The sequence below is a fragment of the Streptomyces boncukensis genome, from assembly GCF_011045075.1.
Lineage (GTDB): Bacteria > Actinomycetota > Actinomycetes > Streptomycetales > Streptomycetaceae > Streptomyces > Streptomyces boncukensis.
The window spans coordinates 16,151-38,604 of record NZ_JAAKZZ010000011.1 but is presented as its reverse complement, the minus strand read 5'-3'; the positions used below and the strand labels follow the sequence as shown (position 1 = coordinate 38,604).

23 protein-coding genes and 1 pseudogene are annotated in these 22,454 nt (G+C 69.3%); 12 read left to right on the top strand and 12 right to left on the bottom strand.

Annotated features, from left to right (window positions below; genetic code table 11):
• A partial coding sequence (locus G5C65_RS02385) for a cupin domain-containing protein (RefSeq protein ID WP_206441146.1) occupies positions 1 to 614 on the bottom strand: 614 nt, incomplete at its 3' end.
• Between the two features lie 253 nt (positions 615 to 867).
• Between G5C65_RS02385 and G5C65_RS02380 the strand changes: the two are divergent.
• Positions 868 to 1,122, top strand: a pseudogene (locus G5C65_RS02380) (hypothetical protein); the annotation flags it as partial.
• Between the two features lie 113 nt (positions 1,123 to 1,235).
• Here G5C65_RS02380 and G5C65_RS02375 read toward each other — a convergent pair.
• The gene (locus tag G5C65_RS02375; RefSeq protein WP_165296887.1) at positions 1,236 to 1,535 is read right to left on the bottom strand and encodes a hypothetical protein; all 300 of its coding nucleotides are present in this window, start codon (positions 1,533 to 1,535) and stop codon (positions 1,236 to 1,238) included.
• A 231-nt stretch (positions 1,536 to 1,766) separates the two neighbouring features.
• The gene (locus tag G5C65_RS02370; RefSeq protein ID WP_165296886.1) at positions 1,767 to 2,336 is read right to left on the bottom strand and encodes a TetR/AcrR family transcriptional regulator; all 570 of its coding nucleotides are present in this window, start codon (positions 2,334 to 2,336) and stop codon (positions 1,767 to 1,769) included.
• Positions 2,337 to 2,501: 165 nt separating this feature from the next.
• On the opposite strand from G5C65_RS02370, the gene G5C65_RS02365 reads away from it, so the two are divergent.
• The gene (locus G5C65_RS02365) at positions 2,502 to 3,923 is read left to right on the top strand and encodes an MDR family MFS transporter (protein WP_165296892.1); all 1,422 of its coding nucleotides are present in this window, start codon (positions 2,502 to 2,504) and stop codon (positions 3,921 to 3,923) included.
• 664 nt (positions 3,924 to 4,587) lie between these two features.
• Here G5C65_RS02365 and G5C65_RS02360 read toward each other — a convergent pair.
• The gene (locus tag G5C65_RS02360) at positions 4,588 to 6,429 is read right to left on the bottom strand and encodes a multicopper oxidase family protein (RefSeq protein WP_206441145.1); all 1,842 of its coding nucleotides are present in this window, start codon (positions 6,427 to 6,429) and stop codon (positions 4,588 to 4,590) included.
• Between the two features lie 616 nt (positions 6,430 to 7,045).
• Between G5C65_RS02360 and G5C65_RS02355 the strand changes: the two genes are divergently transcribed.
• Positions 7,046 to 7,903, top strand: coding sequence for a LysR substrate-binding domain-containing protein (locus G5C65_RS02355; RefSeq protein ID WP_338146207.1), 858 nt, complete (start codon positions 7,046 to 7,048; stop codon positions 7,901 to 7,903).
• 201 nt (positions 7,904 to 8,104) lie between these two features.
• On the opposite strand, the gene G5C65_RS02350 is transcribed toward G5C65_RS02355, so the two are convergent.
• Positions 8,105 to 9,223 (bottom strand): peptidoglycan bridge formation glycyltransferase FemA/FemB family protein, encoded by a 1,119-nt coding sequence (locus tag G5C65_RS02350; protein ID WP_165296885.1) that lies wholly within the window; start codon positions 9,221 to 9,223, stop codon positions 8,105 to 8,107.
• A gap of 8 nt (positions 9,224 to 9,231) precedes the next feature.
• Entirely contained in the window at positions 9,232 to 10,614 is a 1,383-nt protein-coding gene (locus G5C65_RS02345) for a UDP-N-acetylmuramoyl-tripeptide--D-alanyl-D-alanine ligase (protein WP_165296884.1), read from the bottom strand.
• A 278-nt stretch (positions 10,615 to 10,892) separates the two neighbouring features.
• Here G5C65_RS02345 and vanH point away from each other — a divergent pair, with 278 nt between their 5' ends.
• The 4 genes from vanH to G5C65_RS02325 are packed head-to-tail and all read left to right on the top strand — an operon-like array spanning position 10,893 to position 14,227.
• Positions 10,893 to 11,924 (top strand): D-lactate dehydrogenase VanH, encoded by a 1,032-nt coding sequence (gene vanH, locus G5C65_RS02340; protein WP_165296883.1) that lies wholly within the window; start codon positions 10,893 to 10,895, stop codon positions 11,922 to 11,924.
• Positions 11,921 to 12,961, top strand: a complete 1,041-nt coding sequence (gene vanA / locus G5C65_RS02335; protein WP_165296882.1) for a D-alanine--(R)-lactate ligase — start codon at positions 11,921 to 11,923, stop codon at positions 12,959 to 12,961. The genes vanH and vanA overlap by 4 nt, the downstream gene beginning before the upstream one ends.
• Positions 12,958 to 13,566, top strand: coding sequence for a D-Ala-D-Ala dipeptidase VanX (gene vanX / locus G5C65_RS02330; protein WP_165296881.1), 609 nt, complete (start codon positions 12,958 to 12,960; stop codon positions 13,564 to 13,566). The genes vanA and vanX overlap by 4 nt, the downstream gene beginning before the upstream one ends.
• Before the next feature lie 58 nt (positions 13,567 to 13,624).
• A complete protein-coding gene (locus G5C65_RS02325; protein ID WP_165296880.1) occupies positions 13,625 to 14,227 on the top strand; it encodes a hypothetical protein in 603 nt (200 codons plus the stop codon).
• On the opposite strand, the gene G5C65_RS02320 is transcribed toward G5C65_RS02325, so the two are convergent.
• Positions 14,228 to 15,319 (bottom strand): ATP-binding protein, encoded by a 1,092-nt coding sequence (locus tag G5C65_RS02320; RefSeq protein WP_165296879.1) that lies wholly within the window; start codon positions 15,317 to 15,319, stop codon positions 14,228 to 14,230.
• The gene (locus tag G5C65_RS02315; RefSeq protein WP_165296878.1) at positions 15,312 to 16,007 is read right to left on the bottom strand and encodes a response regulator transcription factor; all 696 of its coding nucleotides are present in this window, start codon (positions 16,005 to 16,007) and stop codon (positions 15,312 to 15,314) included. The genes G5C65_RS02320 and G5C65_RS02315 overlap by 8 nt, the downstream gene beginning before the upstream one ends.
• A gap of 126 nt (positions 16,008 to 16,133) precedes the next feature.
• Between G5C65_RS02315 and G5C65_RS02310 the strand changes: the two genes are divergently transcribed.
• From G5C65_RS02310 to G5C65_RS02300, 3 genes are read left to right on the top strand one after another with little or no spacing between them, the layout of a single operon-like run.
• Positions 16,134 to 16,814 carry an ArsR/SmtB family transcription factor gene (locus G5C65_RS02310; RefSeq protein WP_165296877.1) on the top strand — a complete coding sequence of 227 codons (681 nt, stop codon included), beginning with the start codon at positions 16,134 to 16,136 and terminating at the stop codon, positions 16,812 to 16,814.
• Positions 16,811 to 18,010, top strand: coding sequence for a cysteine desulfurase family protein (locus tag G5C65_RS02305; protein ID WP_338146206.1), 1,200 nt, complete (start codon positions 16,811 to 16,813; stop codon positions 18,008 to 18,010). Before G5C65_RS02310 ends, G5C65_RS02305 begins: the two co-directional genes overlap by 4 nt.
• Positions 18,007 to 18,678, top strand: coding sequence for a class I SAM-dependent methyltransferase (locus tag G5C65_RS02300; protein WP_165296876.1), 672 nt, complete (start codon positions 18,007 to 18,009; stop codon positions 18,676 to 18,678). The genes G5C65_RS02305 and G5C65_RS02300 overlap by 4 nt, the downstream gene beginning before the upstream one ends.
• 63 nt (positions 18,679 to 18,741) lie before the next feature.
• On the opposite strand, the gene arsB is transcribed toward G5C65_RS02300, so the two are convergent.
• Together arsB and G5C65_RS02290 are read right to left on the bottom strand one after the other, a co-directional pair.
• The gene (arsB, locus tag G5C65_RS02295; protein WP_338146208.1) at positions 18,742 to 19,815 is read right to left on the bottom strand and encodes an ACR3 family arsenite efflux transporter; all 1,074 of its coding nucleotides are present in this window, start codon (positions 19,813 to 19,815) and stop codon (positions 18,742 to 18,744) included.
• Positions 19,816 to 19,892: 77 nt separating this feature from the next.
• Complete coding sequence (locus G5C65_RS02290; protein WP_165296874.1) at positions 19,893 to 20,231, bottom strand: ArsR/SmtB family transcription factor; 339 nt, start codon at positions 20,229 to 20,231, stop codon at positions 19,893 to 19,895.
• Positions 20,232 to 20,305: 74 nt separating this feature from the next.
• On the opposite strand from G5C65_RS02290, the gene G5C65_RS02285 reads away from it, so the two are divergent.
• Positions 20,306 to 20,743, top strand: coding sequence for an arsenate reductase/protein-tyrosine-phosphatase family protein (locus G5C65_RS02285; protein ID WP_165296873.1), 438 nt, complete (start codon positions 20,306 to 20,308; stop codon positions 20,741 to 20,743).
• A 108-nt stretch (positions 20,744 to 20,851) separates the two neighbouring features.
• On the opposite strand, the gene G5C65_RS02280 is transcribed toward G5C65_RS02285, so the two are convergent.
• Positions 20,852 to 21,568 (bottom strand): cation efflux transmembrane domain-containing protein, encoded by a 717-nt coding sequence (locus G5C65_RS02280; protein ID WP_165296872.1) that lies wholly within the window; start codon positions 21,566 to 21,568, stop codon positions 20,852 to 20,854.
• On the bottom strand, positions 21,568 to 21,903 hold the full coding sequence (locus G5C65_RS02275; protein ID WP_165296871.1) for a metalloregulator ArsR/SmtB family transcription factor: 336 nt from the start codon (positions 21,901 to 21,903) through the stop codon (positions 21,568 to 21,570). Before G5C65_RS02275 ends, G5C65_RS02280 begins: the two co-directional genes overlap by 1 nt.
• Before the next feature lie 205 nt (positions 21,904 to 22,108).
• Here G5C65_RS02275 and G5C65_RS02270 point away from each other — a divergent pair, with 205 nt between their 5' ends.
• Complete coding sequence (locus G5C65_RS02270) at positions 22,109 to 22,432, top strand: aromatic acid/H+ symport family MFS transporter (protein ID WP_165296870.1); 324 nt, start codon at positions 22,109 to 22,111, stop codon at positions 22,430 to 22,432.
• Positions 22,433 to 22,454: the final 22 nt, after the last annotated feature.

Sequence of the window (22,454 nt, the reverse complement as noted above, 5' to 3'; positions counted from 1 at the left end):
GGGTGCGGGTGACCCGCCGCGAGGACGTACATGGGGGTGTGACCGCTGTTGTCGAGCGTGCAGCGTTCGGCAAGGGCGGTGTCGCGGAAGGCTCCGGTCTGGGCCGGTCCCAGACCCAGCGCGGTCGCGGTCAGTGCGAAGGGTGCCTTGGTCCGGATCCGCTCAACGCGGACCAGCGCAGTGGCGCCCATCGAGATCTTCCGGCTCAGCGAACGCGCATCGGAAGGCAGGGTGGGCACAAACCACTGGATTCTGCCCGAGGATTCTTCGAGCAGGAGGCTCAGAACCGCGCGCAGTCGGCGTGCCGCAGGGTGCGTGCCGTGGACGTGGTTGACAGGAGGCAGCCCCGGGTACAGCAGCTCGCGTCCCGTAGGTCCGAGCTGGACGTGTCCGCCGAGGACCGTGTCTGCCTGCTCAGCGGTATCCAGGAGGGACCCGGACGACCACCCCACCGGCGGGGGGGTTCCTCGTGCTGTCTCTTGCTGTGAACCGCCGCGGAGCGCAAGCCAGGAGCGATGGCTGAGGAGGGCGACGTCGCCTTCCATCAGGTGCGTCGAGGCTCCGCCGTCGGTATACAGGTGAGCGCGCCCGCGTAACACCGCGATGATCTTCACGCATCGGGCTACGTGGGGTCGTGACGGCTGTCGTGGGCCGCGCCACGTCGGAAGAATGAGGTACTCCGATGGCGGTGGGCTGACCGCGGGCGCTGGCCAGGATCGCCGAGGTCGTGAGCGTGCGACGCCCGTACCCGGGTGATCTGTCCGATGCCCGCTGGGAGTTGATGGACGCGATCCACGCGCAGAGCGTGAAAGCCTCCACCAGCGTCCCCGTCGCAGGCCACGGCACAGACGCGGGCAAGTCAGCATCCGCACGCCCGGGGCCGGAGGGTTTACCCCGGTCCCGAAGCGGTGGACGGTGGAGCGGACGTACGGCTGGCTGATGCTGCACCGTCGCCTGGCCCGCGACTGCGAGACCCTCCCCACCCGCTCCGAAGCCATGATCCACCTCGCCATGACCGACCTCATGGCCCGCCGCCTCACCGGCGAGAACACCGTCTCCTGGCGCGACCCGACACCAATGGCAGGCGAGTTGACAGCCCCGGTGCTTGGGCAGCCGGGGTGACCACTGTGCGTCGCCCATGCCCGACGGACCTGTCCGATGCCGAGTGGGCAGAGCGCGCGCTGCTGGCACCGCCCGGCCGCACGAGGGACCCGGGCGGCGCCGAGCACGTCGGGTCAGACCGTGTGGGCCGTCCAGCCGACGGTCTCCCAGCCGTGGGTGCCGTCGCTCTTGGCGTTGGTCGCGTAGATCTCGTTCATACGGATCAGAAAGCCGTCGGCCGAGACGTCGGCAAGGCGCAGGCCCGGGGTGTGCGCCCCGTTGAACGTCTGCACCTGGGCGTGGACGATCACCTCGGATCCCGCCGGGAAGGACGTGGGAAAGTTGACTCGGGTGAAGGTGGAAGTATCGCCGCCTGTGGTCTCGACCCCGTTGTCGGAGCGCAGTTCCAGCTTGCCGGTCAGGATCATGCTCATCGTTTGCCCCCTTAGGCATCATGGTGATGATCGGAGGTGCCGCAGTACTTCGCAGTGCCCCACGAAAGGCTCTCCACCCGCCTGCACCCTCCCACTCACACGTGTGACGCATGGCGCAAAAGGTCCCTGTGTCTGGACGGACTGCCCCTGTCCGGAATTCTCAGACACGCTCTAGATGTGTTGTTCGGGGAGATTGGCGCCACGCAGCATCGCGTGAGCTCCTGCGGGGAGTCAGCGCACCAAGGGGAGCAGGATCGTGTCGACGATCTCCTCCAGGACGTGATCGGGCACCGGGGCGAACGTCGAGAGGATCTCGTGGCGCAGCAGGACAAAGGGGAGGGTCTTGATGCGCTCGGTCAGGAGCTCCGACTTGATCTCGCCGCGGCTGACGGAGCGCTCGAAGAGCGTGTCGAGTGCTGCCGTGCGGCCCGTCGCAACGGGGTCGAACAGGCTGCTGGGGCTTCTTCCCGTCTCCCGGTAGTAGCTGGCCAGATGCGCGTACATCACGGTGACCAGCTGCACGTGGGAGGTGGCGATCTCCCGCATGAGGGTGAGGAGGTCCTCCCGCAGGCTTCCCGTGTCGGGAACGGCGGGACGGGACTCCTTGAGGATGTGGACGATGGTGGCCCGGATGAGTTCGTCGCGATCGGACCAGCGGCGGTAGAGCACGGGCGGGCTGGTGCCCGCGCGCTTGACGACGGCGTCCATGGTGAATCTGGCGTAGCCGTTGTCGGTGAGTTCGCCCCAGGCCGCGTCGAGGAGCGCCTTCTCCAGTTCCGCCCCGCGGCGTCGCTGAGCCATCGTTCATCCTTCCAGATTAGATAGAGTTGTCTTTCTTACTGTACCGGCTTACCTTGGGGAGAGTAAGGAAGAAGCCTCTATCTTAAGGTGTCGATCGTGAGTACTTCCCGCGAGACCGGCCCGGTCTCCGCCGACCCCGGCCGTGTAGACCCCGCCGTGTTGCGCATGGCGATCACCCTGATCGTCGGCGCTCTCGGTGTCGTCTTCGACACCACCATCATCAGCGTCGCCCTGAACGGCCTGGCCAGAGACCTCGACGCCCCGCTGTCGACCATCCAATGGGTCAGCACCGGCTACATGCTGGCCGTCTTCATCGCCATCCCGCTCGCCGGATGGGCCCAGTCACGGCTCGGCGGCCGGCGCCTGTGGATCGTCGCTCTGAGTGGCTTCCTGGCCGGCTCCGTCCTGAGCGCGCTGGCCTGGACCGCCAGTAGCCTCATCGCGTTCCGGATCGTCCAGGGCCTCGCCGGCGGCATCATGATGCCGCTGATGTACACCCTGCTCATGCAGGCCGCCAAGGGCCGCAACATCGGCAAGGTCATAGCCATCATCACCGTGCCCACGGCACTCGGCCCGATTCTCGGCCCCGTCCTCGGCGGCCTCATCCTCTCTCTGGCCAACTGGCGCTGGCTGTTCCTCATCAACATTCCCTTCTGCCTCGTCGGCATCTGGCTCGCCTGGCGCAATCTGCCAGACGACCGGCCCGCACCCGACCAGCCCCGCGCCCGCCTGGACGCCGTCGGCCTGCTCCTGCTCTGCCCGGGTTCCGCGGCCCTGCTCTACGGCCTCTCCCAGGTCGACGGCGACACGGGCTTCGCCAGTGCCCAGGTCCTCATTCCGCTGCTCGCCGGGCTCGCCCCGATCGGGGGCTTCACCTTCTGGGCACTCACCCGGGCGACCGCCCCGTTGGTCGATGTGCGCATGTTCCGGCACCGCTCGGTGGCCTCGTCGTCCACCCTGCTCTTTCTCGGCGGGATCTCCCTGTTCGGGTCGATGATGCTGCTGCCCCTGTACTTCCAGCAGGTCCGCGGCGCGACCCCGCTCGGCGCCGGACTGCTGCTCATCCCCCAGGGAGTCGGCGCCCTCGTCGCCCGCGGCCTGGCAGGCACGTACATGGACCGGGTCGGCCCCCGCGCGGTGGCCCTCGTGGCCTTCGCCTTCGTCGCCTCGTCCACCGTGCCGTTCGCCTTCGTCACCGCCGACACCAGCGAAATCCTGCTCCTGGTCGCGCTGTTCATCCGCGGCATCGCCCTGGGTGCTGCCATGATCGCGCCAATGGGTGCCGCCTTTGTCGGGCTGGAGCACGAGGACATCCCCGACGCCAGCATGATCACCCGCGTCGCTCAGCAGATCGGCGGTGCAGTGGGCGTCGCCGTCCTCATCGTCATCCTCCAGCGGAACATCGGCGACGCCCACACCCCCGACGCGCTCGCAAGCGGCTTCGACCACGCGTTCTGGTGGTCCGTGGCCCTCACCGCCGCCGCTGTTCCGCTCTGCCTGCTCCTGCCCAGCCTCCCCGAGCCGACGGCCCCCGCCGACAACAGAGCGCAAGAGACCAGCGAGAACACGGGCTCGACCACACAGTGAGCACGGCCGTGGCACCACCACCCCATGAGACGGCGCAGCAAGACTGAAGCCGCGCCATCTTGACGTGGCTGGTCAGGGTGCTGGGCCCGCGGGCGGGGTCGGTGCGTGGTGTGGTGAGGATTCGGCAGTTCTTCAGGTGGGCGAAGCCGTGCTCGACCGGGGCACGTCCGGGCGGTGACCTTCCCTTCGGGCCGTTTGTGCTGCCAGCCGCGGTCGGCCGGCTTCGTCGACGTCCCGCGCAGCGGCTCCCGCGTGCCCCGCACCAGGTGTCCAGGCCCAGTACCTCGCCGATCTGCCGGGTGACGACCGGACCGGCGGCCTGCCGCACCGCGGCCGGGACGCGCTGGTATTCCGCCGGCAGCGCGGACTCGTCCACCCCCGCTCCACGGTCGGGGCCCCGTCGCACCGCCCTGCCCGACCAGCTGCTCTTCGAGCCGGTCCAACTCCGCACGCCGCGCGGCGACCCGCTCCAGCACATTGGGATCCATCACGCGCCGGCATCACACCAGCACCCTGACCAGCCACGTCAAGATGACGCGGCCTCCGTCAGACCCCTGGCCACCGTTCCGGACACCCCGGTACGCCGACGCGTGGTGCTCATGGCTCCGCCGTAAACCAGAGGCCGACAGTCCCGGCGCCGCCGGCGGGTGTTCTGGGGGCGCTGTCAGGCGACCGTCCGGAAGCGGGACATCATGCATTCGTCCTCATGGTCGATGAGATGGCAGTGCCAGACGTAGCCCTGCAGGTCATGGCCCATGGCGCTCGTGAAGACCGCGTCGGGGTCGAAGCCGAGTTCCTCGGCGGTGGGCCAGCGGATCATCACGCGCGTCACGCTGTTGACGGGGCATCGGACGGTGTCCTTGGGCCCGCCCTCCCACGCCGCAGGGCGCTGCGGGCGGCCGGTCAGGAAGCGGTCGGGCGCAGGCGCCCAGCGGGTGCCGCGTGCAGGCTTCGGGTGGGCACGTACGTAGGCATCCACATCGAGTGCCTGCCGGTTGATGATGCGCATGTCCACCAGGTGCAGATGCATGGGGTGGTCGTCAACAGAGGTGTTGACGAACTCCCAGACCTCGGTCGTGCCCTGGCGGGGCATCTCGATCGGTTCATCGTGGAAGCAGAGGTTGCTCAGCGTCATCCCGACCTGCATCCCGTCCTTCGGCGCGTTTGGCCGGTCGTCCATGTTCAGTGTCACGATGCGCCTGCGCCGTGGCGTGTAGACCGGTGCAAGCAACGGGGGCTGCAGCCGCCCGCCACGCAGCTGCCCGGGTACCTCGCCGGGACGGCCCGCGGTTCTCCCCGCGGTGAACCGCATGACCCGCGGCACCACCGTTGCCCCGGTCAGCTTCTGGATCGTCTCGGACGGATACTCGTCGTTGGACAGCTCGACGCTCTCGCCCGCGTCCAGGCCGGAGAAGTCCACCAGGATGTCGCACCGCTCGGCCGGCATCATTCTGACCGACGACGTCCGCACGGGTGCATCCAGCAGGCCGCCGTCGTTGCCGATCACCCAGAAGGGCATCCTGTCGCTGAAGAACAGGTTGTAGGTGCGGAAGTTGGAGCCGTTCAGGAGCCGGAAGCGATAGAGCCCCCGTGCCACCTTCAGATGGGGCATGACCTTGCCGTTGACGGTCGTGGTGTCCCCGATCATCACCCCCTCCCATTGGCCGTCGGGAATCTGCCGCTGGCACCGGTAGTTCACCGACCCGTCATCGTGGAAGCGCCGGTCGGCGATCACCAGCGGGATCTCGAACTCTCCGCTCGGCAGCCGCAGGGGGTTGGTGGCCGATCCGGTGTCGAAGTTGTCGCGCAGCCAGTACGAGGCCGCCAGTCCCGCCGCCACATTCAGCCGGGTGATGCCCATGGAGTGGTCGTGGTACCACAGACCGGCGGCTTCGATGTGGTGGGCAAACGTGTATGTCTTGGACTCGCCGGGACGGAAGGTGTCCTCTGGGTGCCCGTCGAACTGCGGCGGGGTCAGCGCGCCGTGCACATGGACGTTGGCGCGCGGCCTGACCCGGTCCTCTTCGGTCGCCCCGTCCAGGGTCATGTCGACGTACTTGGCGAACAGGTGAGCGCCGAGTCTGTTGTCGAAGGTCAGGTTGATCGGCTGACCGGCGTGTGCCTGGATGGTCGGCCCCAGGGCCCCGGCTGCTCCGTAGGACCAGGCGGGCGCCACGTCCAGCTCGCGGTGGAATCGGTGCTCCGACTGTCCGATCACCACGGTTCGGTCGCCTTCGAGCACCTCGGGGATCGGCAGCTCGTCCACGAACGGCTTGAGTTCCGGCGAGGGGGCACCTCCCCGGGGTTCGCGTCCGGGGGCGGCACTCGCCACCCCGCTCTTGGCTGCCGCCAGCGTCGCCAGTCCGGCTCCTACGAAGGTCCGGCGCGACAGGTCCGGTCGCATCAGGCACTCCTTACCCTTGTTGACTACGGAACGTATGGACAGGTTACTCATAGCGATGACGCCTTCCGTGTAGGCAACGGTCGGCTGGTCCTCGAACCACATCAGCGACGGCTGCGGCAAGACCCGGGGTCCGTTCCGGAAACCGCGGGTCGCGGTGGCGCACGGTCCCAGCAAGCCGAAGGCCCCGCCCGCACGTCCCGGTGGAGACGGGAGTCGCACGGACGGGGCCGCATCAGCGGTCACCGGGATGCCGGAACGGCACCCCCGCCACCCTTCCGCATCGGGCTTCCGGGCCGCGTACGTCTCGACAGCCGCGCTGGTCACGGAGGCCGCGCCGTCTTGACGTGGCTGGTCAGGGTGCTGGTGTGATGCTGGTTCGGGGCGTTCGTGCTGGTCGGGTGTGGCAGGGGGTTCGATCGCGGTTCTGCTTCTGGACGGGGGGCCACAGGTACCGCTCACGTGACGTGCTTTGCTGCGATATGACGCGCAGTCACGTGGTGCCGCCGGACGGACGGGACGGTCCGTGGGGGCGGCAGGGCTCCGGGGACACCAGGGGCCGGTGGGTGCCGGACGTGTGGGTGGTGTGGGTGGTGTGGGTGGTGTGGGTGGCCGGCCGGCCCGGAGGGCGAGCGTCCGCCGGGCGCGCGGAGGCTCGTGTCGCGAGCCGGTGGACCCGCGTGCGGCCATCCGGGAGCAGCCTGCCCCTTGATGTCGCGCAGTGACTCTCGACGATCGGGTGGGGAAGCCGTCTGGTCCCGAGGGCACCTCCGGTGCTCTGCCGGGCCGCGCGGGGCGGGCGAGGCAGCAGGCGGCCGTCAGGGCGAGCACGCCCAGTGCGACACCGGCCCAGCTCAGCCGGGTCACCGCCACGGGCAGCGGCATGCGCGAACGCACCCGCGTCGAACTGGCGGCCCTCGGCGCCGAGCCCACCGGCCGGATCACGCTGTGCGGCTTCTCCACCGCCGCGAGCCGCCTGCTGCCGCCTGCCGCCGCCGGCCTGCGCGACGCCCACCCCCAGCTGACGGTGCGGATCATCGAGGCCGAGCCCGACCGCTGCTTCGACCTGCTGCTGGCCCAGGAGGCCGACCTCGCCCTGCTGGTCGTCACGGCGGACTCGCCGCCCATGACGGACCGGCGCTTCGATCAGCAGCCGCTGCTGGAGGATCCGCTGGACCTGGTCGTCCCGCAGGACCACCCCCTGACCCGGCGGCGCCGGGTCACCCTCGCCGACGCCGCCGAGGAGGCGTGGATCGTGGGCGGTCCGGGCACGACCTACCACCAGCTGGTGCTCGCGGCCTGCATGAGCGCGGGCTTCACGCCCGACATCGCCCACTACGCGGACGAGTGGGACACCGGCAGCGCGCTGGTCGCCCACGGCTTCGGCGTGATCCTCGTGCCCCGTCTGGCGCGGCTGCGCGAAGACTCCCCGGCCGTCCGCATCCCGCTGCACGGCGAACCGGCCCCCGCCCGGCGCATCATGGCCGTCACCCGCCTCGGCGCCCGGGAGATCCCCGCTCTCACCCAGGCCGTCCAGACCATCACCGAGGTCGCCACCGAGCTCCTCCCCCAGCACTGAGGTGCGTCTGCATGGCGCCGATGTCCCGGGATCCCACCGGCAGGGGGCGGCGGCGCTGGACGACGCGCCGGAAAGCCCCCCCCGAACGCCTTCGAGCCCGCCTTCGAGACCGCCTTCGAGACCGCCTTCGGCGGGCGCCTGACCGCAGCCAGGCGTTGCCGCTCCGCGACTCGCCCCCGAGTTCCGCCGCCGCGGACTTCCTCACCCCCGGCGGGACATGTAGACGTCGAATGCCTTATAGAGCAGGCGGTTCAGCGGCAGATCCCATTCGCCGAGATACTCCACGGCTTCGCCGCCGGTGCCGACCTTGAACTGGATCAGGCCGAGGTGCGGGTCGGCCGGGTCCACGGTGTCGGTGATGCCGCGCAGGTCGTAGACCGTACATCCGGCTGCCAGCGCTTCAGTGATCATCTTCCACTGCACGGCGTTCGACCCGCGTACCTCCCGCTTGGCCGTGGCGGAGGCACCGTAGCTGTACCAGGCGTGTTCTCCGACCCGGATCCAGATGGTGGCGGCAACGAGGTCGCCTTCGTGGTGGGCGAGGTAGAGCCGGATCCGATCCTTGTCCTCGGCCAGCAGCGCCTCGAACATCGCCGGGAAGTAGCTGAACGGCCGCGGGGTGAAGCGGTCACGCTTCGCGGTCTCGATGTAGATCCGGTAGAAGTCGGGCAGGTCCTCGACGCCGCCCTGGGTCACGACGACGCCCGCCTTGGCGGCCTTCTTGATGTTGCGCCGCCAGAGCTGGTTCATCCCCTTGAGGAGTTGCTCTTCGTCCTTGCCGGTCAACGGGACCCGGAAGACCCAGCGCGGCTGCCCGGCGGAGAATCCTTCGTCTTCCTTCGGCGGGCGCCAGCCCAGGTGCCGGAGCCGGGCGTGTGCCCGGGTGGCGGCGTCGTTGAGGGTGTCCGGTGGCACGTCGCTGAGCCTGGTGGTCTCCGGGTCGGCGATCGCAGCCTTGACCGTCGCAGCACTCCAGGTGCGGGCCACCACCGTCGTCCCGATGCGTATGGCGAAGGCGCCGGAGCGCTTCAGGTGGTCCACCAGCGGGTCGAGCCAGTCGGCCAGGTCATCCGAGGCCCAGTCGATCACCGGCCCTTCCGGCAGGTACGCCAGTGACGCCTTGAACCCGGGCAGCCGCCGATACAGCACCAAGCCCGCGCCGACCAGTTGACCTCGGTCGTCGAACCAGCCCAGCGACTCCGATCCCCATTCGCTCTTCACCGCGGCCCAGGCTGGGGTCTGCAGGAAACTCACCGCAGGTTGGATCGCGTTGAACGCGGCGTGGTCGCTCGCCGTGATGGTCCTTACCCGAAAAGCCACAGCCGCTCCTACCTGCCGTCCATCGGTCGATCTACCAGCACATCGTGGGGTCCGGACGCGAGCGCGGCGGCGACCTCGTCGAGGCGCGCCCCGCGGGACGCCTTGACGAGCACCACGTCGCCGGCGGTGAGCCGGCCGCGCAGCCACTCGACGGCCGCGGCGTTGTCGGGCAGCGCCACCGCCCGCTCTCCGGCGCCGTCGGCGAACGGCCGGGCGCCGACCGCGACCACCACGTCGGCCCGGGAGGCGGCGTACTCTCCGACGGCGCGGTGCTCGGCCTCGCTGTCGTCGCCGAGTTCCCGCATCTCGCCGAGGACGGCGATGCGGCGCCCGCCTTCGACTGCCGCCAGCGCGTCCAGGGCGGCACGGGTCGAGTCGGGGTCGGCGTTGTAGGAGTCGTTGAGCAGCGTTGCGCCACCGGCGAGTTCACATGGCTCCAGGCGCCACTTCGACAGCGAGACCGTGGCCAGCGCCGCCGCGGCCCCAGCGAGGGAGACGCCGGCCGCCAGCCCCGCCGCCGCGGCAGCCGACGCGTTGAGCGCTTGGTGAGCGCCCACGAGCGGCAGCGCGACCGGAGCCGAGGCGGCGGCGGTCCGCAGGGTGAAGGACGGCCGGACCAGCCGGTCCAGCACCACGTCGCCTATGCGAACGTCGGCGTGTTCCGCCCGGCCGAACGTCAGCACCGTGCGGTCGGTGAGCGATCTCATCGCGGCCACCCGGGGATCGTCGGCGCCCAGGACCGCGGTGCCGCCGGGCGCCAGCCCCTGCACCAGCTCGCCCTTGGCCTGGGCGATCGCCGCACGCGACCCGAGGTGGCCGAGGTGGGCCTGGCCGACGTTCAGGACGACACCGATGTCGGGCGCGACCAGGCCGGTGAGTTCGGCGATGTCGCCGATGCGGCGGACCCCCATCTCCAGGACGAGGAACCGGGTGGCCGCGTGGGAACGCAGCATGGTGAGCGGCACGCCGAGCTCGTTGTTGAGGGAGCCGGTCGTGGCGATCGTCGGAGCGGCGCTCGACAGCACGGCCGCCAGCAGGTCCTTGGTGCTGGTCTTGCCGTGGGATCCGGTCACCCCGACGACGGTCAGCCCGTCGCGCAGCCGTGCCACGACGTGGGCGGCCAGCGCCTGCAACGCGGCCTTGGTGTCCTCGACGACGACGGTCGGCAGCGCCGTGGGCCGGGAGCCGAGCACGGCCGCCGCACCGGCCCGGCCGGCCTGGGCGGCGTAGTCGTGGCCGTCGACGTGTTCGCCGACGAAGGCGACGAAGAGGCCGCCCGGTTCGGCCTGCCGGCCGTCGAGCACTGCCGGCGCGGTCACCGTCACGGCGCGGTCGCCCTCGACCGTCCCGCCGACGACTGCGGCGATCTCGCCGAGGCTGAGCGGGATCACGCGATCACGCCCGGACCGTGCAGGGACCGGCGAGGGAGAGGATGACAGGGGCTGGTTCGCTGTAGGGCATGCCTTCCAGTCAAGGAGGCGTGGCGTTGCCGGAGCGTATGCAGTTTTCCATATGCCGACGATATGTCGCCGGCCGGCGCCGGTGCGGGATCGCCCGGAGCCCTCAGGGCGCCACGGCAGCGTGTTGCGCATTCACCACGCCGACATATCGTCGGCGTATCGAAAACTGCATACGCGCCGGCAACACCACGCTCTCTTGACTGGAGGGCATGAGTTCCAGCGGACCAACACGAGCGGCGGCCTGCTCCACCCGGGCACTGGCGTCGTCCTCACGGGCTGTCTCGACGACGGAAATCACGGTCTATGGGTGCGAGCAGGACGAGGCCGTTCTGTTCCGGGAGTTGGCGCCCCGCTTCGGCGTGGTGCCGACCATCACGAAGGCAGCGGTATCGGAAGCCAATGCGGACCTGGCAGTCGGGAAGCGATGCATCAGCATAGGCCACAAGACGCACGTCACCCGTGCCACGCTTGTCGCGCTGAGCCGCGCCGGTGTGGAGTACCTCTCCACACGGAGCGTTGGCTGCAACCACATCGACGTGAGCTACGCGGAGAGCGTCGGTATCTCCGTCGGAAACGTGGCGTATTCCCGCGACAGCGTTGCCGACTACACGCTCATGCTGATGCTGATGGCTGTGCGCCATGCGAAGGCCACCATCCGTCGCGTCGATGCTCATGACTACCGACTGAGCGAGGTACGCGGCAAAGAGCTGCGCGACCTGACGGTCGGAGTGGTCGGCACGGGGCGTATCGGCACAGCAGTCATCGACCGGCTGCGAGGCTTCGGCTGTCGCGTGCTGGCCTACGACAACCGCCCGAAGACCTCCGCCGATTACACGCCGATCGACGAGCTGCTCCGGCACAGCGACATGGTCACGCTCCACACCCCGCTCACCGCAGACACGCACCATCTCCTCGATCGCCGACGTATCGAGCAGATGAAACACGGCGCGTTCATCGTCAACACCGGACGCGGGCCGCTCATCGATACTGAAGCCCTCCTTTCGGCGCTGGAGAGCGGCAAACTGGGCGGCGCGGCGCTGGACGTCCTCGACGGCGAGGAAGGAATCTTCTACACCGACTGCCGGAACAAGCAGATCGAGAACCACTCGCTGTTGCAGCTCCAAGAGCTGCCGAATGTGTTCATGAGTCCGCACACGGCCTACTACACCGACCACGCGCTGCGCGACACCATCAAGAACAGTCTCATCAACTGCCTGAACTTTGAAAGCGGGAAAACATGAGCAGGTTGAATATCGGCATCATCTTCGGAGGCTCTTCCGAAGAACACCCCGTCTCCGTCAAGTCCGCCCAAGAGGTCGCAAAGAACCTCGACACCGATACCTACGAACCGTATTGGATCAGCATTACGCAGTCCGGTTCCTGGAAGCTCTGTGACGCCCCCGGCGCAGCCGGGGAGAGCGTGGGCGCCCGTCCGGTCATGCTGTCACCCGACCGCAGCGTCCACGGACTGCTCGTCCTGGAACAGGGACGATTCGAAGTGATCCATCTGGACCTCGTGTTGCCCGTTCTGCACGGCCCGCTCGGCGAAGACGGCGCGATCCAGGGCCTGTTGGAGCTCTCCGGCGTGCCCTATGTCGGCTGCGATGTCCAGAGCTCTGCCGTATGCATGGACAAATCCCTGACCTACACCGTCGCCAAGAGCGCGGGTATCGCCACGCCCAACTTCTGGGTAGTCGCGGAGAACGAGAAGGCCGACGTCGACCAGCTTCCTTATCCTGTCTTCGTGAAGCCCGCCCGTTCGGGTTCATCTTTCGGCGTCAGCAAGGTTGCCGGAGCAGAGGACTTGCCGAGTGCACTGGACGCGGCACGGCAGTACGACTCGAAGGTCCTGATTGAAGAGGCTGTGGCCGGGAGCGAGGTCGGCTGCGCGATCCTGGGGGAACCATTCGCCCCGTTCGCGGGCGAGGTGGACCGGGTGGCCCTCTCACACGGATTCTTCAGGATCCACCAGGAGGACGCACCGGAGACGGGTTCGGAGAACTCGACGTTCATCGTTCCCGCCGACATCTCCGAAGCATCGCGCCGGCTCGTCCAGGAGAGCGCCAAGACCCTCTACCGCGCGCTGGGCTGCCAGGGGCTTGCCCGCGTGGACGTGTTCCTCAAGGAGGACGGCCAGGTGGTGCTCAACGAGGTCAACACCCTGCCCGGCATGACCTCCTACAGCCGCTATCCCCGGATGATGGCCGCCGCGGGGCTGCAGCTTTCCGACGTGCTCGACCGGCTCGTGTCCATGACGCTGGACCGGAAGAAGCGATGACCGACGACTTCGTGTACGTGGACGAGCTGGTGCCCGGCATCCGCTGGGATGCCAAGTACGCCACCTGGGACAACTTCACCGGAAAGCCGGTGGACGGATACCTGGCAAATCGCATAGTCGGCACGAGAGCGCTGTGCACAGCCCTGGGACGGGCGCAGGAAAAAGCCGCATCCCTCGGCTTCGGCTTGCTCGTTTGGGACGGATACCGTCCGCAGCGCGCCGTCGACTGCTTCCTGCACTGGTCAGAACAGCCGGAGGATGGTCGGACGAAGCGGCGGCACTACCCCAGTATCGACAGATCCGAGCTGTTCGGCAAAGGATACGTGGCGGCCAAGTCGGGCCACAGCCGTGGCAGCACCGTCGACTTGACGCTCTATGCCCTTGCCACCGGGGACATGACTCGCATGGGCGGCCACCATGACCTCATGGACCCGGTCTCACATCATGGGGCAGGAGGAATCACGCCCATCGAGGCGGAAAACCGCGAGCTCCTCTGCTCCATCATGGAGGACTGCGGATTTGACCGATACGACTGCGAGTGGTGGCACTACACACTGAGAAGCGAGCCCTATTCCGATGTCTATTTCGACTTTCCCATCACATAGTGTACGTCTCCCTTACGTCTCGCAGTGGGGAAGCCTGGAACGGAACGACGAGGTCGTCATGCGGCGCGCCGACCCGTCGGGGCTTGAGGTCTTCTTGAGGCATACTGATCCATCGGAACTGCACGACTGGGCCTCCGATGGATACCGCTCGCGCGAGGAGTACCTGTTCTGGTCCCGCAAAGTCTGCGGCCTGGCATGTCTGCAGTCGCTGCTCCGCGGCTGGACGGACGTCCGACTGCCGATGCGTGAACTCCTTGCGCTGGCCCTCAACTGGGGCTGCTATGTGGTGGACCCTCCGGGCAGGGTCCGCGGACTGCTCTACAGGCCGTTCATGGCATGGGTCGGTTCACAGTTCGGATTCACCTGTCAACTGGTCGAGTACACACCACTCCACATATCCGCCCGGGAGGTGCGGCCGGGGCAGGTCATGATCGCGTCGGTATCGCCTGAGATTCGCGACCCGAGAATCCACGAACCGCGACGGGGAGGGCATCTTGTGCTGATTCACGCGACCCATGGCGGGAGGGTGCGGTTCCATGATCCGTCGGGCTACTCCCACAATGCGGAATCCGCATCGCTGCCCATACGCGTCTTCGAGCGATTCCATGCAGGACGAGGAATCCTGGTCAGCGCGACATCGTACGGCTCGAACTCATCCTGATCATCGCCGGGCGGCGGGCAGTTGCAGCGCGACGCGGAGCCCGCCGGCAGCCCGGGGGCTGAGAGTGAGGGTTCCGTCGTGTGCCTGAGCGATGCTCTTGACGATCGCCAGGCCAAGGCCCACCCCCGCGTGGTCCGGGCGTATGCGTGCGGTGCCGCGCTGAAACGGCTCGGTGAGTGTCGAGACCAGCTGGGGGCTGAGCTTGTCGCCGGTGTTCTCGACCGTGAGCAGGACGGACTCGGGGCCGATGGCGGTGCTGACCTGCACGGTGCCGTGCTCGGGAAGGTTGTGGACGATCGCGTTGTGCAGCAGATTCGTGGTCAGCTGCAACAGGAGCGCGTACGAGCCGACGGTGGGCGCAATGGCCCCGGAGGTCTCGATGGTGACGCCGTGCCTTTCCGCGAACGGGAGGAGCGACTCGGCCGCTTCTTCCGCGATGAGGGACAGGTCGACGTCTTCCCGGCTGAAGGAGTGCAGGTCGGCGCGGCTGAGCAGCAGCAGTGCCTCGGTGAGGTCGATCGCTCGGGCGTTGACAGCGCGGAGGCGATCGTCGAGCTCGCCGCCGTCGCGGTTCGGGTCGTTGCGGGCGGCATCGAGAAGGGTCTGTGTGATCGCCAGCGGGGTACGCAGCTCGTGAGAGGCGTTGGCAGCGAACCTCTGCTGCTCGGCGTCACGTGCTTCGAGCTGCGCGAGCATGGAGTCGAAGGCGTCGGCGAGCTCACGGAACTCGTCGTTTCGTCCCTCCAGCTCGATCCGGTACGAGAGCGATCCGCCCGCGGCCCTCCGGGTGGCGTTCGTGATGCGCGTGACGGGAGCAAGCATGCGGCCCGCGAGGAGCCACCCGCCCACCAGCCCTACCACCAGCATCACCGTGAGTGTGGCGATGGCCGCAGGAACGAAGAGGCGCGGGCCGAAGTTGCGGGGCCTGAGGAGGAGCTGGAAGTCGTCGAGCGTAGGAATGTAGAGCATCGACCGGTCTCTCACGAGAAAGAACCACAAGACCCCGATCAGCAGAGCTCCAGCGACCGCGAGGAAGCCGGCGTAGCTGAGCGTGAACTTGACGCGAATGCTCAGCCCGGGGCGCCTATCCACCCTCCGCTCCCCGGCCGCCGGCAGCCGACCGGGTGTCGATGCAGTACCCGACGCCCGGCACGGTGGCGATCAGCCCGGGTTCACCCAGCCGCTTCCGCAACGCCGAGACCGTTATGCGCACGGCGTTCGTGAACGGATCGGTGTTCTCGTCCCACGCCCGTTCCAGCAGCTCCTCGGCGCTGATCACACCGCCCTCGGCGGCAACCAGGACTTCGAGCACCGCGAACTGCTTCCTCGTCAGCGCGACGTACCGGCCGTCCCGGTAGACCTCGCGACGGAACGGATCCAGACGCAGGCCGGCGATCTCCCGCACGGGCGGTCTGCTGTGGGCGCGTCTGCGGTCGAGTGCTCTGAGCCTGAGTACGAGCTCGCGCAGGTCGAACGGCTTGGTGAGATAGTCGTCGGCGCCCAGCTCGAACCCGGATGTCTTGTCGTCGAGCCGGTCGGCGGCGGTGAGCATCAGGATCGGAAGGCCGCTGCCGGAGGCGACGATGTGCTCGGCGATCTCGTCACCGGAAGGGCCCGGGATGTCGCGATCGAGGACGGCGATGTCGTAAGCGTTGACGCTCAACAGCTCCAGAGCAGTGTGACCGTCACCGGCGATGTCGGCCGCGATCGCCTCCAGGCGCAGCCCATCGCGGATGGCCTCTGCCATGTAGAGCTCGTCCTCGACCACCAGCACACGCATGCGTTCAACGGTACGAGCCAGCACATATCGTCGGCATATCGAAATCCCATACGAGCTGACAGCATCGCGCTGGTTTCGGACTCGCGTTCGACCTATTACGCTCTTCCATGGATCTATGGAGGAATGATGGCGGAGACGGAGGACGGCGCCAAAGCCGCGCTGTACGAGGCGTTCGCGGCGACCGGGAAGGCGCTGGGGAGCGGGAAGCGGCTGGAGCTGCTGGACCTGCTCGCGCAGGGCGAGCGCAGCGTGGAGGGTCTGGCGCGGACGGCAGGGCTGAACGTCACGACCGCGTCGGCGCATCTGCAGACGCTCAAGCAGGCCGGTCTGGTGGCCACGCGCCGCGAGGGCGTGAAGGTGTTCTACCGCCTGGCCGGCGACGATGTGGCGCGGCTGTGCGTGCTGTTGCAGCAGGTGGCGCAGGACCGCCAGCCCGCTGTGGAGCCTGCGCGCGTCGCGTTCCTCGGACCGGACGGGGGGCGCGAGTTCAGCGTGCCGCAGATGCGGGCCTCGTTGCAGGCCGGGACGGCGGTGCTGCTGGATGTGCGGCCGGCGGAGGAGTACCGGGCGGGCCACATCCCCGGTGCGCTGTCGATTCCGGTCGGGGAGCTGGCGGACCGGATCGGTGAGCTGCCGGAGGGGGTGGAGGTCGTCGTGTACTGCCGTGGTGAGTACTGCGCGCTCGCCTACGACGCGGTGCGGCTGCTGGCCCGGCGGGGAAGGCGCGCGGTGCGGCTGACCGACGGGATGCTGGAGTGGCGGCTGGCCGGACTGCCGGTGTCGGCCGGAGCCGGGGAGGGGGCGTGAGCACGCCTCCGGCGCCGGGAGGGCTGGACGACGGCCCGCTCTATCTGGACTACAACGCGACCACCCCCGTCGACCCCCGGGTGACGGAAGCGATGCTTCCCTACCTCTCCCACTGGTTCGGCAACCCCTCCAGCGGCCACGGCTACGCCGAGGAGCCGCGCCGTGCGCTGGGTGAGGCGCGGGAGCAGACAGCGGTTCTGATCGGCGCGACCCCGGCCGAGATCGTGTTCACCGGTTCGGGCTCCGAGGCCGACCAGCTGGCGGTCCGCGGGGCGGCCCTCGCCCGCGGCCGACGGCGCCCGCACGTGATCACGCAGGTCACCGAACACCCGGCCGTCCTGGAGACGTGCCGGGCCCTGGAACGGCTGCACGGCGTACGGGTGACCTACCTGCCGGTCGACGCGGACGGACTGGTCACCCCGGCGGCGCTGGCCGACGCGCTGGAGGAGGACACGGTGCTGGTGTCGGTGATGGCCGCCAACAACGAGACCGGTGCTCTGCAGCCCGTCGGGGAGCTGGCTGCTCTCGCCCGTCGGCGCGGTGCGCTCTTCCACTGCGACGCGGCCCAGGCGGCCGGAAAAATCCCCCTGGACGTCGGCACGCTCGGCGTGGACCTGCTGACCGTGGTGGGCCACAAGATGTACGCGCCCAAGGGCGCCGCCGCGCTGTATGTACGCAGCGGGGTGGAGCTGGAGCCGGTCGCCTACGGCGGCGGACAGGAACGGGGCCTGCGAGCGGGCACCGAGAGCGTGGCGCTGGCCGTCGCGCTCGGCAGCGCCGCGCAGCTGGCCACCGACGCGCTGGCGCGCGGGGAAGGCCGGCGGCTGGCCGGGCTGCGCGACGACCTGCACACCCGCCTGGCGCGCGGGTTGCCCGGCCGGGTGCGGCTGAACGGACCGGCCGAGGGGAGCGCGCGACTGCCGAACACGCTGAACGTCAGCATCGACGGGGCCCGCGGGCACGAACTGCTCGCCGCTCTGCCGCGGCTGGCTGCCTCGACCGGTTCCGCCTGCCACAGCGGCCGGCACACACCCTCCCCGGTCCTGGCCGCCACGGGCCTCGGCCCGCAGCGGGCGCTGGGCGCACTCCGCCTGTCCCTGGGCCGCTGGACCACGGCCGAGGACACACGGTCGGCCGCCGAGTTGCTCATCACGGCCGCCGGAACCAGCACAGAGAGGGAAGGCTCAGCGACATGAACGGCGCCCACCGGGACCTGGCAGACGCACAGCGGCAGCACTGGCAGAACACCTACCAGGCCCATCCGGGCATGTACGGCCAGGAGCCGTCCGCCCCCGCGGCCCACGCCGCCGAGGCGTTCCGGACAGCCGGGGCCAGGGACGTACTGGAGTTGGGAGCCGGGCACGGCCGTGACGCGCTCCTCTTCGCCCGCGAGGGCTTCACCGTGCAGGCCACCGACTTCAGCCCCACGGGACTGGAGCAGCTGCGCGACGCCGCCCGCTCCGCAGGAGTCGGTCACCGGGTGACCACCGCCGTGCACGACGTGCGGCAGCCGCTGCCGTTTCCGGACGCCTCGGTGGACGCGGCCTTCGCCCACATGCTGCTGTGCATGGCCCTGTCCACACAGGAGATCCACGCCCTGGCCGGCGAGGTCCGCCGCGTTCTCCGACCGGGCGGAACCTTCGTCTACACCGTGCGGCACACCGGTGACGCCCACTACGGCATCGGCACCGCAGCGGGCGACGACATCTACGAACACGGCGGCTTCGCGGTGCACTTCTTCCACCGCGCCCTGGTCGACGCCCTCGCCGAAGGCTGGAACCTGCAGGAGGTCCACGCCTTCGAGGAAGGCGAACTGCCCCGTCGGCTGTGGCGCGTCACCCAGAGCCTGCCGCTGCCGTACTGACCGTGCCCGCTGTCCCGCCCGCGGAGACTCCGCCGCTCAATGCCCCCAGGTGTCGCATGACGCTCAGCCCTCCTGCGGCTGCGATGCTGCGGTGGTCAGCGCCCGCGCTCCGAACCTGCGGCGCCAGGCGAGCGAGACGTACACGAGCGCGATGAGCACCGGGACCTCGATGAGCGGGCCCACGACGCCGGAGAGGGCCTGGCCGCTGGTGACGCCGAAGGTCGCGATGGCCACCGCGATGGCCAGCTCGAAGTTGTTGCCGGCTGCGGTGAAAGCGAGCGTCGCGGTGCGGTCGTAGGCGAGCCCGACGGCCTTGCCGAGGGCGAAGGTGCCGAACCACATCACGCCGAAGTACACGAGCAGCGGCAGCGCGATGCGGGCCACGTCCAGCGGCTGCGAGGTGATCGTCTTCCCCTGGAGCGCGAAGAGGACGACGATCGTGAACAGCAGCCCGTAGAGCGCGAACGGGCCGATCCTGGGAAGGAACCGGTTCTCGTAGCTCTGCGTGCCGAGCTTCTTCTCGCCGATGCGGCGGGTGAGGTATCCCGCGAGGAGCGGGACGCCGAGGAAGATGACGACGTTCAGCGCGATCTTCCACATCGAGATGTCCAGGTGCTGCCCCTCGCCCAGGCCGAGCCGGCCGGGGAGCAGGTCGAGGTAGAACCAGCCGAGCAGCCCGAAGGCGATCACCTGGAAGACGGAGTTGAGGGCGACGAGGACGGCGGCGGCCTCGCGGTCGCCGCAGGCGAGGTCGTTCCAGATGATGACCATGGCGATGCAGCGGGCGAGGCCGACGATGATGAGCCCGGTGCGGTACTCGGGCAGGTCGGACAGGAAGATCCAGGCGAGCGCGAACATCACGGCCGGGCCCAGCAGCCAGTTGACGACCAGCGAGGAGACCATCAGCCTGCGATCGCCGGTGACGGTGTCGAGCTTGTCGTAGCGGACCTTGGCCAGCACCGGGTACATCATGATCAGCAGGCCGAGCGCGATCGGCAGCGAGACCCCGCCGATCTCGACCTTGCTCAGCACGTCGTTCAGCCCGGGGATCGCCCGGCCCAGGCCGATCCCGGCGGCCATGGCGGCCAGGATCCACACCGCCAGATAGCGGTCGAGAGCGGAGAGCTGCCTGGCGATGCCGGAGCCCGCGCCGGGGGCGGCGGGCTGCTCGCCGACGGGGGCAGCTCCGGTGCCCGTGGCGGGTTCCTTCGTGCTCACGGGCAGGGCCTCTTCCGGTCGGTTGCGGCGGTCTCGCGGGCGGTCTCGGCCAGCTCGGTGAAGGCCCCGGCCAGCGAGGTCAGCACCTCGGGCCGCAGCTTGTAGTAGGTGAACCGGCCGCAGGGCTCGGTCTCGACGACGCCCGCCTCGCGCAGCACCCGCAGATGGTTGGACAGGTTCGTCTGCCGCGCGCCGGTCTCCTCCACCAGGTGCGTGGTGCACAGGGTCTCGCGCGCGAGCAGGGTCACGATCTCGTACCGCAACGGGTCGGCGATCACCCGGATCAGCTCCGCACCCTCCGGCGGGACCGGAGACACCTCAGTCTTGGTTGACATCATCATGCGCTGATATTCTCACGTCATTCGCTGCTGATACCATCCCTGGCTGATTCGAGAGAGGCGAGATCGCCGTGTCCGAGAAGCCCTCCGTCCTCTTCGTCTGCGTGCACAACGCGGGCCGCTCCCAGATGGCCGCCGCCTGGCTCTCCCACCTCGCCGCCGACCGCGTCGAGGTCCGCTCGGCGGGATCCGCCCCGGCCGAGTCCGTGAACCCGGCGGTGGTCGAGGCGATGCGCGAGGTCGGCATCGACATCGCCGACGAGACGCCCAAGGTGCTGACCGCCGACGCGGTCCAGGCATCCGACGTGTGCGTGACCATGGGGTGCGGCGACGCCTGCCCGGCCCTCGGTGAGGGCGACAGCCCCGGCAAGCGCCACCTCGACTGGAAGCTGGACGACCCCGCCGGTCAGGGCGTGGAGGCCGTACGGCCCATCAGGGACGAGATCAGGGCCCGCGTCGAGGGCCTGATCGCCGAGCTCGCCCCGGAGGGCCGGAAGACAGCGAAGTGAGCGCCGCCACCGAGGGGACACCGGCGTCCGTAACGTGATCACCGACGGATCCGGCCCGGCCGGATACACCGCAGCGCCGTACACCGCGCGCGTCGGCCAGCGGAGCGTTCAGCAGCAGTCGCAGCCGGAGCGGCAGCCGCATCCGTCCTCGGACCCGCCGTCCGAGGGTTTCAGCAGCGCGGCAGCGGGCGGGGTCGCACAGCAGCCGTCGCCCCGCCATGCCTCGCGGCCCTCCTTGACGGCGATGGCGGCGATGACCAGGGCGGCGACGGGGTCGGCCCAGGCCCAGCCGAGAGTGGCGTTGAGGACCAGGCCCACCAGGAGGACCGCGGAGAGGTAGGTGCACAGCAGGGTCTGCTTGGAGTCCGCGACCGCCGAGGCGGAGCCCAGTTCGCGTCCGGCCTTGCGCTGGGCGAAGGAGAGGAACGGCATGATCGCCAGCGACAGGGCGGCGATGACGATGCCGGGGATGGAGCGTTCCGCTTCGCCGGTGCCGGTCAGGGCGCGTACCGCGTCGACGGTGACGTAGGCGGCCAGGACGAAGAAGGAACCGGCGATGATCCGCAGGGTGGTCTTCTCCCGGGCCTCGCGCACGGCGTGGTCGGCGGCGGAGAACTGCCAGGCGACCGCGGCGGCGGAGGAGACCTCGATGAGGGAGTCCAGGCCGAAGCCGATCAGTGCGGTGGAGGAGGCCAGGGCGCCGGCCGTGAGGGCGACGGCCGCCTCGATGACGTTGTAGGCGATGGTCGCGGCGACCAGCAGCCGTATGCGCCGGGCGAGGTTCTCCCGGCGAGCGGGGGACGGGCCGAGGGAAACCGTGGCCATCAGCAGCAGCCCTCCTCATCGGCGTCGACGCAGGTCCTGTCGGTCTCGACGGCGACGACGGCGGTGCGCAGGTCGTCCAGCGCGTGGCCCAGGCCCGCGTCGGCCAGCTCGTAGCGCACGCGCCGGCCGACGGGCACAGCGACGACCAGACCGCAGTCGCGCAGGCACGCCAGGTGGTTCGACAGCCGGGTACGGGAGATGCCCAGTCGGTCCGCCAGGTCGGCGGGGTGGGCCGGCGCCTCGCGCAGGGCGAGCAGCAGCCGGCAGCGGATCGGGTCGGCCAGGGCACGGCCGAACCGCGCCAGCACATCGATGTCAGTGGGCAGCGTCAGCACCGCACTCACGGTACACGAGTTCGTGGATTCACGATATCGTGGATCACATTCCGGGTCCCGGGAGACGGGGTGCGGGAGACGGGGTGCGGGGCGTGCGGGAGCGCGTCGCCGCCCGACAGCGGACCCTGGACAGGATCGCGAAGTCCGGGACCGAGCACCGGCAGCATCTCACCGAGGACGACCTGTGCTGGGCCGGTGACCACAGGTGCGGGCCATCCAGGCGATCAGTGTGAAGGCGCTGATCCGCCCCGGCCAGTGGCCCACGACCCTGTGCTTCTGGCTGACCTCGTTCGCCGGGCTGCTGCTCGTGCACGGAGTCGGCCAGTGGCTGCCGAAGATCATGGGCGACCTCGGCTACGAGACCTGCGACTCGCTGCTCTTCTCCACCGCCCTCAGCGTCGGGGGCATCGTCGACATGCTCGTCGCCGGACGCCTCGCGGATGCCGTCGGGCCGCGCCGGACCGTCATCGTCCGGTTCACGCTGACCGCCGTCTTCGGCGCGGTGATGGTGACTCCTCCCCCCGAATGAATCCGGGGGCTTCTCCTGTCGG

Bases quoted from the DNA above. Each gene is read 5' to 3' on its own strand.
- vanH (WP_165296883.1), top strand. From the start codon at position 10,893: ATGAGTTCCAGCGGACCAACACGAGCGGCGGCCTGCTCCACCCGGGCA.
- G5C65_RS02370 (WP_165296886.1), bottom strand. From the start codon at position 2,336: ATGGCTCAGCGACGCCGCGGGGCGGAACTGGAGAAGGCGCTCCTCGAC.
- G5C65_RS02325 (WP_165296880.1), top strand. From the start codon at position 13,625: ATGCGGCGCGCCGACCCGTCGGGGCTTGAGGTCTTCTTGAGGCATACT.
- G5C65_RS02365 (WP_165296892.1), top strand. From the start codon at position 2,502: ATGGCGATCACCCTGATCGTCGGCGCTCTCGGTGTCGTCTTCGACACC.
- G5C65_RS02360 (WP_206441145.1), bottom strand. From the start codon at position 6,429: ATGTGGTTCGAGGACCAGCCGACCGTTGCCTACACGGAAGGCGTCATC.
- vanX (WP_165296881.1), top strand. From the start codon at position 12,958: ATGACCGACGACTTCGTGTACGTGGACGAGCTGGTGCCCGGCATCCGC.
- G5C65_RS02375 (WP_165296887.1), bottom strand. From the start codon at position 1,535: ATGAGCATGATCCTGACCGGCAAGCTGGAACTGCGCTCCGACAACGGG.
- vanA (WP_165296882.1), top strand. From the start codon at position 11,921: ATGAGCAGGTTGAATATCGGCATCATCTTCGGAGGCTCTTCCGAAGAA.
- G5C65_RS02290 (WP_165296874.1), bottom strand. From the start codon at position 20,231: ATGTCAACCAAGACTGAGGTGTCTCCGGTCCCGCCGGAGGGTGCGGAG.
- G5C65_RS02315 (WP_165296878.1), bottom strand. From the start codon at position 16,007: ATGCGTGTGCTGGTGGTCGAGGACGAGCTCTACATGGCAGAGGCCATC.
- G5C65_RS02280 (WP_165296872.1), bottom strand. From the start codon at position 21,568: ATGGCCACGGTTTCCCTCGGCCCGTCCCCCGCTCGCCGGGAGAACCTC.
- G5C65_RS02310 (WP_165296877.1), top strand. From the start codon at position 16,134: ATGGCGGAGACGGAGGACGGCGCCAAAGCCGCGCTGTACGAGGCGTTC.
- G5C65_RS02300 (WP_165296876.1), top strand. From the start codon at position 18,007: ATGAACGGCGCCCACCGGGACCTGGCAGACGCACAGCGGCAGCACTGG.